At 40.2% G+C, this 14707-nt stretch carries 11 protein-coding genes; 7 read left to right on the forward strand and 4 right to left on the reverse strand.

The features are described 5' to 3' along the window. The first annotated feature begins 76 nt into the window (after positions 1-76). Positions 77-3610: a hypothetical protein gene (locus tag ACY10D_RS06555; protein ID WP_486999963.1), complete on the forward strand. Its 3534-nt coding sequence runs from the start codon at positions 77-79 to the stop codon at positions 3608-3610. Between the two features lie 83 nt (positions 3611-3693). Then, positions 3694-4932, forward strand: a complete 1239-nt coding sequence (locus tag ACY10D_RS06560; RefSeq protein WP_486999964.1) for an MFS transporter — start codon at positions 3694-3696, stop codon at positions 4930-4932. Between the two features lie 84 nt (positions 4933-5016). On the opposite strand, the gene ACY10D_RS06565 is transcribed toward ACY10D_RS06560, so the two are convergent. Further along, the gene (locus tag ACY10D_RS06565) at positions 5017-5601 is read right to left on the reverse strand and encodes an HAD family hydrolase (protein ID WP_486999965.1); all 585 of its coding nucleotides are present in this window, start codon (positions 5599-5601) and stop codon (positions 5017-5019) included. A gap of 125 nt (positions 5602-5726) precedes the next feature. Between ACY10D_RS06565 and ACY10D_RS06570 the strand changes: the two genes are divergently transcribed. From ACY10D_RS06570 to ACY10D_RS06590, 5 genes are all read left to right on the forward strand, one after another. Beyond that, positions 5727-6332: a peroxiredoxin gene (locus tag ACY10D_RS06570; RefSeq protein WP_192483991.1), complete on the forward strand. Its 606-nt coding sequence runs from the start codon at positions 5727-5729 to the stop codon at positions 6330-6332. Positions 6333-6480: 148 nt separating this feature from the next. Beyond that, on the forward strand, positions 6481-7779 hold the full coding sequence (locus tag ACY10D_RS06575) for an LbtU family siderophore porin (protein WP_486999966.1): 1299 nt from the start codon (positions 6481-6483) through the stop codon (positions 7777-7779). 76 nt (positions 7780-7855) lie between these two features. Continuing rightward, on the forward strand, positions 7856-9241 hold the full coding sequence (gene nhaD, locus ACY10D_RS06580) for a sodium:proton antiporter NhaD (RefSeq protein ID WP_486999967.1): 1386 nt from the start codon (positions 7856-7858) through the stop codon (positions 9239-9241). Positions 9242-9259: 18 nt separating this feature from the next. After that, positions 9260-10174, forward strand: coding sequence for an LpxL/LpxP family acyltransferase (locus ACY10D_RS06585; protein ID WP_486999968.1), 915 nt, complete (start codon positions 9260-9262; stop codon positions 10172-10174). After that, on the forward strand, positions 10174-10782 hold the full coding sequence (locus ACY10D_RS06590; RefSeq protein WP_486999969.1) for a DUF3261 domain-containing protein: 609 nt from the start codon (positions 10174-10176) through the stop codon (positions 10780-10782). The genes ACY10D_RS06585 and ACY10D_RS06590 overlap by 1 nt, the downstream gene beginning before the upstream one ends. Before the next feature lie 190 nt (positions 10783-10972). Here the strand turns inward: ACY10D_RS06590 and ACY10D_RS06595 are convergent, their stop codons facing one another. The 3 genes from ACY10D_RS06595 to ACY10D_RS06605 all read right to left on the reverse strand — a co-directional run bounded on the left by ACY10D_RS06595 (position 10973) and on the right by ACY10D_RS06605 (position 14645). Then, positions 10973-12268: a sensor histidine kinase gene (locus ACY10D_RS06595; RefSeq protein ID WP_486999970.1), complete on the reverse strand. Its 1296-nt coding sequence runs from the start codon at positions 12266-12268 to the stop codon at positions 10973-10975. Positions 12269-12271: 3 nt separating this feature from the next. Next, a complete protein-coding gene (locus ACY10D_RS06600) occupies positions 12272-12976 on the reverse strand; it encodes a response regulator transcription factor (RefSeq protein ID WP_486999971.1) in 705 nt (234 codons plus the stop codon). A gap of 85 nt (positions 12977-13061) precedes the next feature. Further along, positions 13062-14645, reverse strand: coding sequence for a SulP family inorganic anion transporter (locus ACY10D_RS06605; protein WP_486999972.1), 1584 nt, complete (start codon positions 14643-14645; stop codon positions 13062-13064). Positions 14646-14707 lie beyond the last annotated feature (62 nt).

Raw genomic sequence — 14707 nt, forward strand, 5'->3', positions numbered from 1 at the left:
ATTAACACAATAAATTATGGATTGGCAACTCGTAAACTTTATTTTTGATTATTATTCAACCCTTGATTCGCATTCAATGTCAGATCATCAAAGTCATTCACATGGGGCAACACAAGCAGCAACTAGTGCCCCAGATGTCACAGTGCAGCTTGTCGGTGTTGAGATTGAGAAGTTTGGTCAGCCACTAGTGGGGCGTTATCCTGTGCATTTTCACCGCTTGAATGCAGATAGCTTAACCGAGGATGCTCAACTCTTGGTGCAGGATGTGAGTGTTCATCACAGTTTTAATAAATGCTTTGTGACGCACGATACGATGGGGGTGAAATTCTATAATAATAGTTGTGTACGCACGATTGGACAGGCCTTTTACCTAGAGGATGGTCACAATATTGCGGATAATCACTATGTGAGAAATCTCGTGCAAGGGGCAATGGCCGCGGCATTAAAATATGACATAACAAGCAAGAACGTTGTAGATGTTAATAATAACCCAATTGGTAAGAATACTTTTTGGGATGGTGATTATCTTGTTGCAACAGGTGAGATTGATTATAACCCTTCAGGTGTGCCAGATACTTCAAACTCAGGCGCAAATACTGGCAATTTTGTCGATTCTTTTGCGCCAAGCGGCTTTTGGATCACTACTTTTGGTCGACAAAGTGCAACAAATAGCAATCTACCGAATCTATTTGTTAATAACTCGGTTGCAGGGTGTCAAATCCAAGGAGCTGCCTATTGGTTTGTAAGACAAGATGTTAATTCAATGGGTGAAGTGGGAAGTACCCCAGAGGCAGATCTGTATCCTGTGTTTACAGGCAATCGCGGGCATGCGTGTTATGACGGGGTGATGGCGGGGACTAACTTTTTTGTGATGAAGACGACCACAATGGGTGCGCCACCTAAGCCTGTCCCTGTTGGCTCAGAAGTTAATCCAAATGCCAATGCGCCATTGGTAATTTTTGATAGTTTGACACTGACACAAATCCAACAAAAAGCCTTTTGGTATCGTGGTGTTTTTGTCGCAGTTAACAACAGTCGTTTTAGTATGTTAAAGCAAGGTATGACGTTACTTGGAGGCGGTGGTCCTGAAGGTAATCTTTTGGGCTTTTATGGTCTGGTTAATAATTCGGTATTTGCAGGAGTGACTAATAACAATATCGGGCGCTATACCGATTGTGAGGAGTACTATCAATTATATAGCAATGGCACATCAGAGCTTGCGGCAACGGATGCATTGCCTGTAGCTATAGAAAATGAAATTGGACAATGTGTGCCGGTAAATCCAAATGATATTTCCAAATCCAAAGCAAGTACGAATATGCAAACAGCTGCCGGAGATATTTATTTAAATTATAACTTCCAAGGATATACTTTTTATGATGGTCCGGCACGTATGGAGAATAATCGCTTTGTAAACTTCCGCGCAGATCCAACCAATTCTGCACTTTATGATAATAGCACGGAGTCGTATAGCACCAGTGAAAATAGATATCTTGTGACAAAAATCGATGCGCACCGGATGATGAATTTTAACAAAACAGGGCAGTTATCGGCGCCAACAGGAGGTAATAATTACAAGTCAGGCGGCAATAGTCATTATGGTTATAATGGTGATGTGGCGTTTTCTTGGCTTAAGGGCAATGCGCAATCAGTACCACCAACACAATATGCCAAAAATAATTTATGGGATAACGTCAACTTTCAGCATCAAGTCTTTACTGAAATCTCTAATCTGAATAATGGGCTTGATGACGGTGATAAACAAACTGTCGAAATTGACAAGGATGCTAGTCTATCGGGTTATAAAGTTTGCTCAAGTAAAACACCATCTAGTTGCAGTAATGCAGGACTTAATCATTATCCAATTTCATTGAATAATTTAGAGTACTTTTCAACAGATTATACTGTGGATGAGCCGCACTCAAGAGGGCGTAATAATGCCGCAGCCAGTGCACTTATGTCACCACATCAGTATGCCAGTATCAATGTGGCATATAATGCTGGTGATAGAGTTGCTAAGGCGGGCGTTTATCCATTATCGATTGCACGAGATATGGCATATCAGGCAAACCCTTCGCAAGCAAGTTATACAGGGCGAGGTGGCAAAAACTATATGTTTGAAGCAATGGTAATGAACAATATGGGCTATACTTTTGACAGTCAGCTAACACAGCAGATGCAAGATGATCAGGCAGTTAGCTCAAGCAATAAATTGATTTTTAGTTATTCCGACGCCCCTGTGCATAGCACTTTTATCAATAGAGTTGGTATTTGTATAGGTAAAAATGCAACTAATATTGAAATTTATAAAGCCCCAAGACAATGGAATTCTTTGGTGACCTATTTGACTAAGTCACCTTACTGGAGTGGTTATGGCTTAACACCAACCGGTAGCTCATGTCCAAACTCAATCGATAAACCAGATAGTGCCTATGATACGTGCAAATCAACAGCAGGAGGTTTATCAAGTCCTTGGGGTGAAGTGTCAGCATACACTTATGATAATAAGCAAGCGGATGGTTATAAGGAGTTAAACAAACAATTTGCCAAAGCAATGACTGCAAATTATAATCTAACACCGTCAACATCAGCAGATTTAACTGAAGGGTATTATTATGATTCAAATTCAGGAATCTTGTATTTCAATATGATCCAATATGCTGCAAGCTCAACGCTAGCTAATCCGATCACACCACCATTTGCAACGTGTGATAAATCAAATTACAACACAACAAATATTGAAGCCTTATTAGACTATTTGACATTTAGTAATCCAGATGCCATCAAGGATATATTAACCACAGCCTGTTATGCTGAATCAGGCACCCCCATAACATCTGAATTATTAACATGCCCGCCAGAGGGGTGTGCGGTATATACTGTTGGCTTTGATGTAGCAAGTGCCAGTGAACCAAGCTGTACGCCATCAGCTTGGGCTACGATTACAAATGGTAGCTCACCAAGCTTTAATACCACCGATAGCACAGTGACTTATAGCTCGCCGTATGTGTTATATAATGCAGCAAGTAACACACAAGTCACACCGCAAAATATGAATGTCAAAGTACAAGGCAGTCTTAGTACACTCACGCGTTATTATAATATTGATCCGAGTATAACGGCAGCTGTTGCGCCAACTGATATTAATAATCTATTACCACTGGCGCCTGCTGCAAGCAGTAATCAAACCTATGTTTATAATGCAGCACCTTCAGGCATTAGCATTGTCAGTTACCCAAGCGGAGGTGGTAGTAGTGGAGGCGATAGTGGTACCGTATGGACATTTAACACGGGTACTACTGCAGCTGCGGGACAAAAAGCAACAATTACCGCGGCAAATGGGAAGCATTTCTATAACACCAATGATCATGATAATAAAATTGCAACTTATACCATTGAACCTACCTCATCGGGTAGTAACTTTTCCTTTAAATATGGCGGTGTTGATAAAACAGCTACGGTGACATTGCCTAATGAACCTCAAGGGCAGCAGACGTGTTCTTTAACCTTTAACCAAAGCAGTAATGGTAAAGTCACAAAAGGGACTGAAGCAGGCTGCGCTAAAATCACAATCCAGACAAATAATATCACCATTACCGTAAATCATTAATTTCTTTTTTGATTCGTTCTTGTCTTTTCTTTTTATCTAACTCACGGCATAATCCTTGCGTTTAAAGGGCGAGGATTATCGTGATGAAATCAAAAAATAAAGTCATTATCGCATCGGCGATTGGCACATTTGTCGAGTGGGCAGAGTTTAGCTTTTATGGCTATTTAGCATTTAAATTCGCACATTTATTCTTTCCTGAAGATACGCCTTATGCGATGTTGTTTAGTTTGTGTGTCTTTGCTGCAAGCTATTTAGCGCGTCCTTTTGGTTCAATTGTTTTTGGTATTATTGGCGATAAATTCGGGCGTAAAAAAGCCCTATCCTTAAGTCTTACTTTGATGGGTTTGGCGACTTTATCTATTGGGCTTTTGCCAAGTTATGAAAGTATTGGGATTGCGGCACCTTTGATCTTGCTTTTCTTGCGGATTCTTCAAGGTGTTTCAGTGTCAGGTGAGTTTACAGGTGCTGCGATCTTTGTCGCCGAGCATTATCGTGGTGGCTTTAAAAACCTTGCGGTGAGTTGGGTAAGCTTTGCTGCGGCTTTGGGTATGATGTTGGGGGCGGCAATGGCATCAATCGTCTCATTACCAGTGATGCCGGAATGGTTTTGGCGTGTACCTTTTTATTTGGGTTTTGTCGGCTGCTTAATTGGGTTGTACTTTCGGGTAAGTACGACTGAGAGCCCTGAGTTTGAAAGTGTTAGAGTAAATAAAGTATTCTTTAATGGCATCAAAGCATTTAAAGGCTATACCAATCAGTTGCTACAATGCTTTTTTATTGCGGCATTTGTTGGGGTGTATATCTATATTTGTAATCTGTGGTGGGTATCTTTCGTTATTCAGCGAGGGCTTCTTACGAGTGAAAACGCGCACTGGACTGCAACTTTTGGGGTAGCGACTGTGACAGTGTTAACCCCAATAGCGGCATTGTTGGCAGATAGATTAGGTACGCAAAAAATGCTAAAAGCAGGGCTTTTAAGTAGTGTGATCACCGTGCCTGCTTTGTTCTATTTATCAGGATTCTCAAGCGTATATTTGGCGCTTAGCGCACAAGCGTTATACGCGCTAAGCAATATCTTGGTTACTGGTAGCATGTTCCGCTATTTAGTTGATATTTTTCCTGTTAATATTCGTTATACTGGCATGGGTGTCGCTTGGAGTATATCCGTTGCCATATTTGGTGGTACGGCACCGTTGGTTGCGCAATTCTTGGCGATTGATTTGGCGAATATTACTTATGTTGTTATTTATGTATGTGTTATTGCTTTAGTTGCGTTTGTTAGTGTTGCTAAGTCGTCAATAATAATTAAGTTAAAGTCTTAATTTTTCCCCTCACCCGTGCAGCATAAGCCGCACGACCTCTCCCACAAGGGGCGAGGTAAAAATAGCGAAACTTATCTTTTATTGTTAAGGGTAAAACGTTCTAATATCAGTTACCATCATATTGGCTTTAACGGCATTGATAAGTCCTGGCTTGCCATCTTCAAAGACATGGCATTTATCATGATCAACACCTAGTCTGTTAGCGATTAAAGTAAAAGCCTCGGGTGTGTCTTTAGTTGGGTGATCGTCATCAGCGGTGATGATAAATTCAAAGTGAGTAGCAATATCAAGTGCTTCTAGTGTTTTGACTACATTCCGGCGCATGCCACCAGAGATGACCACCATCGGCAGTTTTTGGTGATAACGATGAATAAGATCAAGCACCGGTTGGATAGCAATCACGCGATCCATCTTTTTCTCGGCAAGATTCTCTTTTTCATGGACCATCTTGTGTAGGTCAAAACGTTTCTTGTCTTCGCTTGTAGTTAACATTTGTAATATTTGTAAAGTAGGGATGCCATTGTAATGAGCAAGCTCGTCAGGACTTAAGTTGAAACGATAACGTTGGGCGATGGTATGCCATGCTTCATTATGGATAACCATCGTATCAGCAATGGTGCCGTCACAATCAAAAATTAAGGCTTGGGTTTTCGGGTGAATGTAAATCATAAAATTATTTCCAAAATTTGTTAAATTCTGCTGTGTCATTATTGACATAATTGTCAGGCTTTAGCAAACTTTTGCGCACTAAATTGTTGTCAATTTATGAAATTACAAACCCTAAGGAGATAATCATGACGGTATTAGTAGGACGCAAAGCGCCTGAATTCACAGCGCCAGCAGTGCTAGGAAATGGTGAAATTGTAGATGCATTAAGCTTTGAAAAAGCGCGCGCTGGTAAGTATGCCGCGGTTGTTTTTTATCCACTTGATTTTACTTTTGTTTGCCCATCTGAGTTAATCGCACTTGATAAGCGTGTTGATGAGCTAAAAAAGCTAGGTGTTGAAGTATTCGCAGTATCGATTGATTCACATTTTACGCACAATGCATGGCGCAATACTCCGGTTAATGATGGCGGTATCGGTGCCGTAAAATACACGATGGTTGCTGATATTAACCATAGTATTGTTAAAGCCTATGGTGTTGAGCATCCTGAAGCAGGGGTTGCTTTCCGTGGTACATTCTTAATTGATAAAGACGGTGTAGTGAGACATCAAGTGGTTAATGATCTGCCTTTAGGTCGCAATATGGACGAATTAGTGCGCATGGTTCAAGCATTGCAATTCTTTGAGGAACACGGTGAAGTATGCCCAGCTGGTTGGAAAGAAGGTGATAAAGGTATGAAGGCGTCACCGCAAGGTGTTGCGGCTTATTTAGCAGAAAATGCTGAATCTTTGTAATTTTTTATAAAAAAATCTATGATTTTCTTGAAAATTTAAAATAAAGTGATACCTTTGTCGGTGTGTAGTCTTTCGACGGCAAAGAAGCCGACAAAAAGGAATCATTTTTTAATAAAAATGTAAGTTTTAAAACAGTTGAGGAGAAACTATGAAACTTAAGATGATCGTCGCAGCGGTTGCTGCAACTGCAAGCGCTTCAGCTTTCGCAGCAGGTTCAATGAATGATCAAGTACAAAACGGTGGCGGTATTGTTAACGTACGTACAGATGCAAGCTATTCACAACAAATGCTAAACAACCAGCAAGTGACTGGTTCTGTTTTAGACATCCTTAATGCGCGTAAGTCTGGCGATCTAGCGCCTAATGCTATCTATATTGGTGGTAAAGGTGAGATTTATGCCCAGTACCAAAATACATCTGGCGTGAAAGCTAATAACGCGGGGCTGGCAGCAGTTCCAAATGTAAACAATAACAGCTCTAGTGCTGTCAAGATGCCATATGCTGATTTAGCCTTTACTTCAACGATTGGTGACTGGGTTACTGGTTTTGCTGATATTCAGGTTAATAATGCTGCAGATAGTAATGTTGTGTTGCCAAGTGCATACTTTATCGTTGGTAACCTATCTAAGTCACCTTTCTATGCGTTTGGTGGTAAAAAGGTTGTTGAGTTTGGTAAGTTTGATTCAGTAACTAACTTTATGCCTACTTTAACACGTGCTTACTTTATGGCGTACGGTGGTCAAGTCGGTGCTGGTTTTGCAATGAATGGTATCAATGCAACTGCCACGCTAATGAATGGTAATGGTGGTTCTATGATGAACTCACAAGCGTCAAATGCTAGTCAGATTAATAATTTCGCGCTGAATGCGTCTTATAATGGCAAGGCGGGTGATTTAGGATATTATGCCGGTGCGGGCTATATTAATGCTACAGGATTCTCTCATAACAAGTATGGTGAAAAGAATTCTATGGTTGGAGCACTTGATTTTAATGCTGGTGTTACTGTTCAGGGTCTTGCTATTAATGGAGAGTTCTTGGTTACAACCTCTGGTGTTAAGAGCCTAAATGGTACCGCGTTAGGAAATGCAAATACAATTCCTTTTGCAGGAAGTGCATCTCACCCAGATACAGCAGGTATAACTGCGTTTGCAATTAATGCCTTACCTGCATTAATTAGCTTTGATTCTGGTTCTACTGTTAAAGCATGGAGCTTAGACTCTTCTTACACTATGCCAGTAGCAGGCAAAGATATGGTGCCTTATGTATCATACAGCCAAGTAGCACAAAACTCTGATAACAATTTATATCAGTTTGAAGTGGGTACACGTTACAATGTGGTTGATACTGTTTGGATCGGTGGTTCTTATAACTATATGTCAGGTAAGACTCATGCGCAGTCAATGGGTTCATACAACACATTAATGTTGGATGCTACAGTTTACTTCTAATCTGATTTGATTAGTTAGTTTACACACACTTTAAAGGTCGCAATTGCGGCCTTTTTTGTTTTCAGGGTGGGGAGAGATGATTAGAAGTTTATATTTATTCATATTGATGATGCCATGCGCTTTATATGCAAATGAAGTATCAACAACAGTGATGCAGGCAATACTAAGCCCATATGCACTTATTGCATTAGCTACTTTTATTATTGCTTATATTTTGGTGATGCTTGAAGATGTGATTCATCTGGCGAAATCAAAGCCAGTGATTTTAGCAGCAGGCATTATCTGGGTGCTCACGGCAATCATTGGCAAGATCAATGGACAGAGCTCGATCGTTGAGCAAAGCCTTAATAAAGGTTTATTGGAATATGGTGAGCTGTTATTATTTTTATTGGTAGCAATGACCTATATCCATGTGCTGGAAGAGCGCAATGTTTTTGAGAAGCTAAAAGCACTCCTTCTTAAAATGGGCTTGCGCTTTAAAGGTATCTTTTGGTTAACCGGACTTCTGGCATTTTTTATCTCACCATTTGCTGATAATTTAACAACCGCCTTAATTTTAAGTGCTGTGGTGCTTTCGGTGGGCAAAGGTCAGACGAAGTTTATCTGTTTAGCTTGTATTAATATCGTCGTTGCGGCTAATGCCGGTGGTGCTTTCAGTCCATTTGGTGATATCACCACCTTGATGGTATGGCAAAGTGGTGTTGTGCCATTCACGCATTTCTTTGCCTTATTTATTCCGGCATTAGTCAGTTTCCTTATTCCGGCAATTGTTATGAGTTTTTTTCTGCCCAAAGATGAAGATCATAGTCATGACTTGCTAGAGATTAAGCTTAAATCCGGTGCGATAGTTGTCATTGTGATGTTTGTATTAACTGTCATTACTGCTGTGCTTTTTCAGAATTTGTTAGATCTGCCACCAGCATTAGGCATGATGACAGGCTTAGGTTATTTGATGTTTTTAGGCTTCTTTTTAAAGAAAAAAGCACGTGAGCATTTTGATGTCTTTCAAAAGATTCAGATGATTGAGTGGGATACCTTATTATTTTTCTTTGGTATTTTACTTGCAGTTCAGGGCTTGGCAACTTTAGGTTATTTAGAAGTGCTATCTAATCTCCTATATCACGATGTGCCAAGTGCCTTGCCACAAGTGTTTGATCATATAACACAAGCGAATATTTTAATTGGGCTACTCTCAGCCATTGTTGATAATATCCCTGTGATGTTTGGCGTGTTGACGATGCACCCACCATTAACTGAAGGGCAATGGTTGTTGGTAACCTTAACTACAGGCATTGGTGGTAGCTTGCTATCGATTGGTTCTGCAGCGGGCGTTGCAGTGATGGGTAAAGCGCATGGACAGTATACTTTTTTAGGGCATTTGAAGTGGAGCTTAGTGATTTTATTGGGATACTTTGCTAGTATTGCAACGCATCTTTTGCTAAACCAAGCTTTTTTTAGCTAATCACTATAAAGGTAATCAATGACAGAAAAATCACGTTTTTACGCCCCAAAGTACTGGGGTTTGCAGCTTGCCTTTCTTTTTTTGCGCGGGTTTGTCTATCTTCCCTTTCGTTGGCAGATGGAAATAGGCGCACTTCTTGGACGTATGACTTATCCATTTCTGAAGCGACGTAAACAAATTACATTAACAAATCTCAAGATTGCTTTTCCGAATAAAAGTGAACAAGAGCTAGAGAAACTATGCAAAAAATGCTTTGAATCAATTGGTATCTCAGGGGTTGAAACCGCGATCGCCTGGTTTATGCCAAAAAAGCGTTTTAATAAGATTAAGTTTGATAGCCATGGTATGCAGCATTTTGAGGATGCGCATCATGATAATCGCCAAGGGGCGCTATTATTAGGTTCGCACTTTACTTGTATGGAAGTCATTGGGCGCTTTATTGGTGAGCATTACAGCCCCTTTTATCTTGTTTATCAAAAGCATAAGAATCCGCTGTTTGAACAGGTGATGACAACATCGCGTCAATCCTATGTTAGTCAATGTTTACAGCGCAAAAATGTCGTATCCATTGTCAAGGCGCTTAAAAAAGGTGGCTCGGTATGGTATGCCCCCGATCAGGATTTTGGTGCAGAGCGTAGTATCTTTGTACCTTTCTTTGGCAAAGAATGTGCGACCTTAGTGGCAACCTCGTGGTTGGCAGAGAAAACAGCTGCAAAAGTGGTGCCGTGCTATTATACGCGTAAGGCGGATCTATCGGGCTATGATATCTATGTATTACCCGCACTTGATAACTTCCCCTCAGGTGATGATTATCAAGATGCGCTAAGGTATCACCATATTCTAGAGAAAGCGATTACGGATTTTCCTGATCAATATTTGTGGCAACATCGGCGTTATAAGTCGCGCCCACAAGGTGAAGCGAGTATTTATTGATGAGATATTTAGCTTATTTTCGTAATATCTTAATGCTGCTAATAGGTTGTGTATTGCTATCATCCTGCGCTTTATTACAAACTCATGCAATCAATACGCCAGAGGTTGAGGTTTTCAAAACACAAAAGCTAAAACTGCCAATACCTACTGAGCTTGATCTAAACTTTGATGTGACCCAAATTCTAAGCTCACAATATACCATTAAGGGCAAAAAAGAATCTTATGTTGCGCAAGTGGAAGTTGAAGCATCAAAACAAAAGATTGTCATTGTTGCTGCTGCGGGTTGGGGTGGCTCGATCTTCTCGCTTGTTTATGATGGGGCTTCTATCGATAGTAGCAGCTTGCCGATGCCGCATGCTGATATGGGGGTTAAGCAAAGTCTGGTTGATTTTATTTTTACTTATGCGCCGACAAAGGTTATTCATGAGATGCTACAAACAACTGATATTACAATGCAGTCACATAAAAATCAGCGCCAATTTTACTTGAATGGTCAGCTAGTTATGCAGATTAACTATAAAGACCAACAAGACCTGTATGCAGATGTACAGCTTGAGAATTTTGTTTATCACTATCAAATAGCGATTAAGACGTTAAAAGACAGTTAAATGATATATCTACCCGTTCCCTGAGCTGTGTCGAAGGAAATGTATGGCTTCGACTGGCGCTCAGCCAACGTATTATGATTAAGCAATATCCCACCCGTTCCCTGAGCTGCGTCGAAGGGAGTGTATGGCTTCGACTGACGCTCAGTCAACGGCTTAAGTAAATATGGCTTCGACTGACGCTCTGCTGACGTTAAATGGTAATCGTAATTGATAACCCACAAGGCTGATTATTTTTAGCTTCAATACGGCCACCATGGCTTTCAATGATGTCTTTGGCGATAGACAGCCCAAGACCGTTGCCTTTAGAGGAGGAGTTATCCCCTTGTTGAAAGGGCAGAAAAATATTGACTAATTGCTCAGGTGGCACGCCTGGTCCATCATCACTGATTTCAATGGTGAGCGTATCTTTGTATTGTGTGAGTCGCACGCGCACTTTGCTGCCATATTTTAGGGCATTATTAATGATGTTTGTTAGCGCTCGCTCAATTTCCACTTGTGAGCCGTGAATAAAGTAACGGTCATAAATGGCAGAGATTTGAATACGTTTAGGATTGTGTGATTGATAGTCCTGAACAATTTCAGTGACAATTTGGCATAAATCAATGGTGCTTTTAGGGTGTGATAAATGTTTTTGCTTTGCGTAATCAATCGTATTTTTTAATATAAGATCGATATCATCAATTTGCTCAAAAATGCGCTCTCTCAATCCTGCATCTTCGATTTGATATAGCATAAGATCAATGCGTGTGAGCGGTGTCCTGATATCATGTGCCAAGGTTGCCATGGTTTTCATTTTGACTTCATTCAATGTCTGGATCTTAGCGATTAAGCTGTCGATATATTGTGCAGATTTATGCAAGAGATGTAAGCTTGATTGTGTGAAAAAATTACCACGAATGGCAGGTAAGTTTAGTTGATGTCTTTGCTCAAGTTCAAACAGCCTATTCATCGCAAGAAGTAACTTTCGCCCATTAATCAGATAAATAAGTAAATAAAGCATAACCAATAGTTGTAACAATACGAATGCTGTGGCAAACCACGGAAAGCTAATCGCAGGCAAATAGACAATAATCCATTCTTTCAATTGATTTGAGTAAATCGAGATAATGTTATTGCGCCAGAAACGAATATTACTAAGCGCGTGGTTCACTTGTTGTGAGTTAATTTGTAGATCATGGCTATAAATATAATCAGAGCTGATTTGTGGCTTATCTGCAATCCTAATCATTACACGATTATTACTAAAGCGCGGGATAATGCTTTTTAGATATTTTTCTTCTTTGATGGACAGTTTCAAGTGATCGATTTCAGTAATCAAATTAATTAAGTTAGTCGCTTCAACGCGCTGATCTTCATTGTGATCAATATACGTGTTGGTGTAGAAATAACTAATCAGTACGATATTGATAATAAAGGCAATGAATAAAAGCAAATTAAAACGTAATCTAGACTTCAAGTTTGGTGATTTTCTTCTAAGCTTCATCATCGGTTAAATAATCATGATGTTGCTTTTTAAACTATAACCAATACCACGAATCGAAACGATTAGATTATCACTGTCAATGCTTTCAAGCTTTTGACGTAAGCGAGAAATTAAGGTTGAAATAATCCGGTCATCGGCAGCAATCGGGCGATTATAAATCACTTGCGCGATATCATGTTGCGACTTTGCTTCACTATGATTGTCATTGAGATAACTTAACAAGAGATATTCATTTTTGTTAATACTAATACTTTGCTCAGTATCATGGCGTGAGAGTGTGAAGCTTTTACTGTCAATGCGCCAGATACTTTTCTCAGTGTGTGTCTTAGGCTTGTAAGCAATCGAGAGAATATTGCGAACCTTGGCAATCAATAGTCGGGTATTAAACGGTTTATGCATGAAGTGCAAGGCGCCAAGTTCATAAGATAGGATTTCATCGATCTCATCATCAGATGCGGTAATGATAATAATCGGAATATTGAGCGATTCACAGATTCTGCGGCAATAGTATTTGCCATTTTCAAACCCAGGCATATTTAAATCAAGAATCATCAAATCAGCAGCAAAAGATCTGAGAATTTCATCGGCTTCAGGCGGGTTTGCTGCGTGTTGTACGTCGTATTGTTCACGCTCAAGAATATGTTTTAATTCTTGGCGAATGATTAGATCATCATCGACAATGATAATACGTTTTTTTTCAGTATCTTGCATGGGCTTGGTACTTCAGTACAATAATTGCCGATAATTATAGCAGAATAAAATAAAGAATATGACGGTGAATAATGATTAACTGAAACTAACTGAGTTTATCAGTGGCGACATGATAATCAGGGTCTTCAAGTACATTGACTTCAACAAGGTTTCCTGCTTTGCCTAATAGCTCCTTACATTCTAGGCTTAAATGTCTTAAATGTAAGTTTTTGCCAAGGTTACTATAACATTTGGCAACGTAAGCAATGGCATCAATGGCGGAGTGGTCACTAACACGTGAGTATTTGAAATCAATAATAACTTCACTGGGATCATCCGCGGGGGCGAAGAGGCTTTTAAAGCGCGTGCTTGAGCTGAAGAACAAAGGGCCATGCAGAATATACTCTTTGCTGCCATCCGTATTGATTTTGGTTTCGGCATAGATGTTTTTTGCAGTTTGCCAGGCAAAGACAAGGGACGCTAAGATCACACCAACAATAACAGCAATTGCAAGGTCTGTCATTACAGTGACAACGGTTACGACAATAATGATGAATGCATCGTGTAAAGGAATCTTGCGAATGAATTTGAAACTTGCCCATTCAAAGGTCTCAATCACAACCATAAACATTACCCCGACAAGGGCGGCTAGTGGAATGATTTTAATCAGTGGCATGGCGACAACGATAAAAAACAATAAAAACACAGCGGCAGTAATGCCAGATAAGCGTCCGCGCCCGCCAGAGCTGATATTGATCATGCTTTGACCAATCATCGCGCACCCGCCCATGGCTTTGAAAAAACCAGAGATAATATTGCCAGCGCCTTGGGCAATACACTCTTTGTTACCACGACCACGTGTTTTGGTGATTTCATCAATCAGGGTTAATGTCATCAATGATTCAGATAGTCCAATAATAGCCAAAATAAGTGCATAAGGCACAATAATCGTCAGTGCATGCCAAGTAAATGGAATATGTGGAATACTAAAGGCATGACTCACAATGTCTGTGCCAGAACCGATCATATCACCAACATTTAAAATATGATTGCCTGGTAGTGGGATAAACAGGGCAATTATGGTAACAACGATAATGGCCGTTAATGCGGAAGGAATTGCTTTGGTGAATTTGGGTAAGAAATGTGTAATGAGCATAGCGAGTACAACAAGTCCAATCATCACATATAAGTCAATGCCTTGTAACCAAACTTTATGATCTAGTCCAGTTGGCATGTATTTGAATTGTTGTAATTGCGATAAAAAAATGACAATAGCTAGACCATTAACAAAGCCAACCATGACCGACTTAGGTAGCATACGAATAAACTTACCAAAGCCCAAAATTCCAATAACAATCTGAATAATTCCCGTGAGAATTACTGTGGCAAATAGGTAATTCATGCCTGTAATAGGGTCATTAGGAAAAAGCAGCATAATCGAAACCATAACGACTGCCATTGAGCCGGTAGCGCCTGATATCATGCCGGGCCTGCCGCCAAAAACAGCCGTCATAAAGCACATAATAAAGGCTGCATATAAGCCAACAGTGGGATTAACGCCCGCCACTAGAGCAAAGGCGACAGCCTCAGGTATTAGGGCTAAAGCGACCGTTACACCGGATAAAAAGTCCGTCATGTGTTTGCCATCTTGATTGGGCATCAAAAAGCGATTAACGCGTTGTAATAACATAGATATTAAAGATTGATTTTGTTGAAGTTGGCATTCTACTATGATATCCCCCCAATGTCCTT

Source organism: Cysteiniphilum sp., from assembly GCF_057495195.1.

Coding starts and splice junctions, on each gene's coding strand:
- ACY10D_RS06575 (WP_486999966.1), top strand. CDS start 6,481: ATGAAACTTAAGATGATCGTCGCAGCGGTTGCTGCAACTGCAAGCGCT.
- ACY10D_RS06560 (WP_486999964.1), top strand. CDS start 3,694: ATGAAATCAAAAAATAAAGTCATTATCGCATCGGCGATTGGCACATTT.
- ACY10D_RS06585 (WP_486999968.1), top strand. CDS start 9,260: ATGACAGAAAAATCACGTTTTTACGCCCCAAAGTACTGGGGTTTGCAG.
- nhaD (WP_486999967.1), top strand. CDS start 7,856: ATGATTAGAAGTTTATATTTATTCATATTGATGATGCCATGCGCTTTA.
- ACY10D_RS06565 (WP_486999965.1), bottom strand. CDS start 5,601: ATGATTTACATTCACCCGAAAACCCAAGCCTTAATTTTTGATTGTGAC.
- ACY10D_RS06570 (WP_192483991.1), top strand. CDS start 5,727: ATGACGGTATTAGTAGGACGCAAAGCGCCTGAATTCACAGCGCCAGCA.
- ACY10D_RS06555 (WP_486999963.1), top strand. CDS start 77: ATGTCAGATCATCAAAGTCATTCACATGGGGCAACACAAGCAGCAACT.
- ACY10D_RS06590 (WP_486999969.1), top strand. CDS start 10,174: ATGAGATATTTAGCTTATTTTCGTAATATCTTAATGCTGCTAATAGGT.
- ACY10D_RS06600 (WP_486999971.1), bottom strand. CDS start 12,976: ATGCAAGATACTGAAAAAAAACGTATTATCATTGTCGATGATGATCTA.
- ACY10D_RS06605 (WP_486999972.1), bottom strand. CDS start 14,645: ATGTTATTACAACGCGTTAATCGCTTTTTGATGCCCAATCAAGATGGC.
- ACY10D_RS06595 (WP_486999970.1), bottom strand. CDS start 12,268: ATGATGAAGCTTAGAAGAAAATCACCAAACTTGAAGTCTAGATTACGT.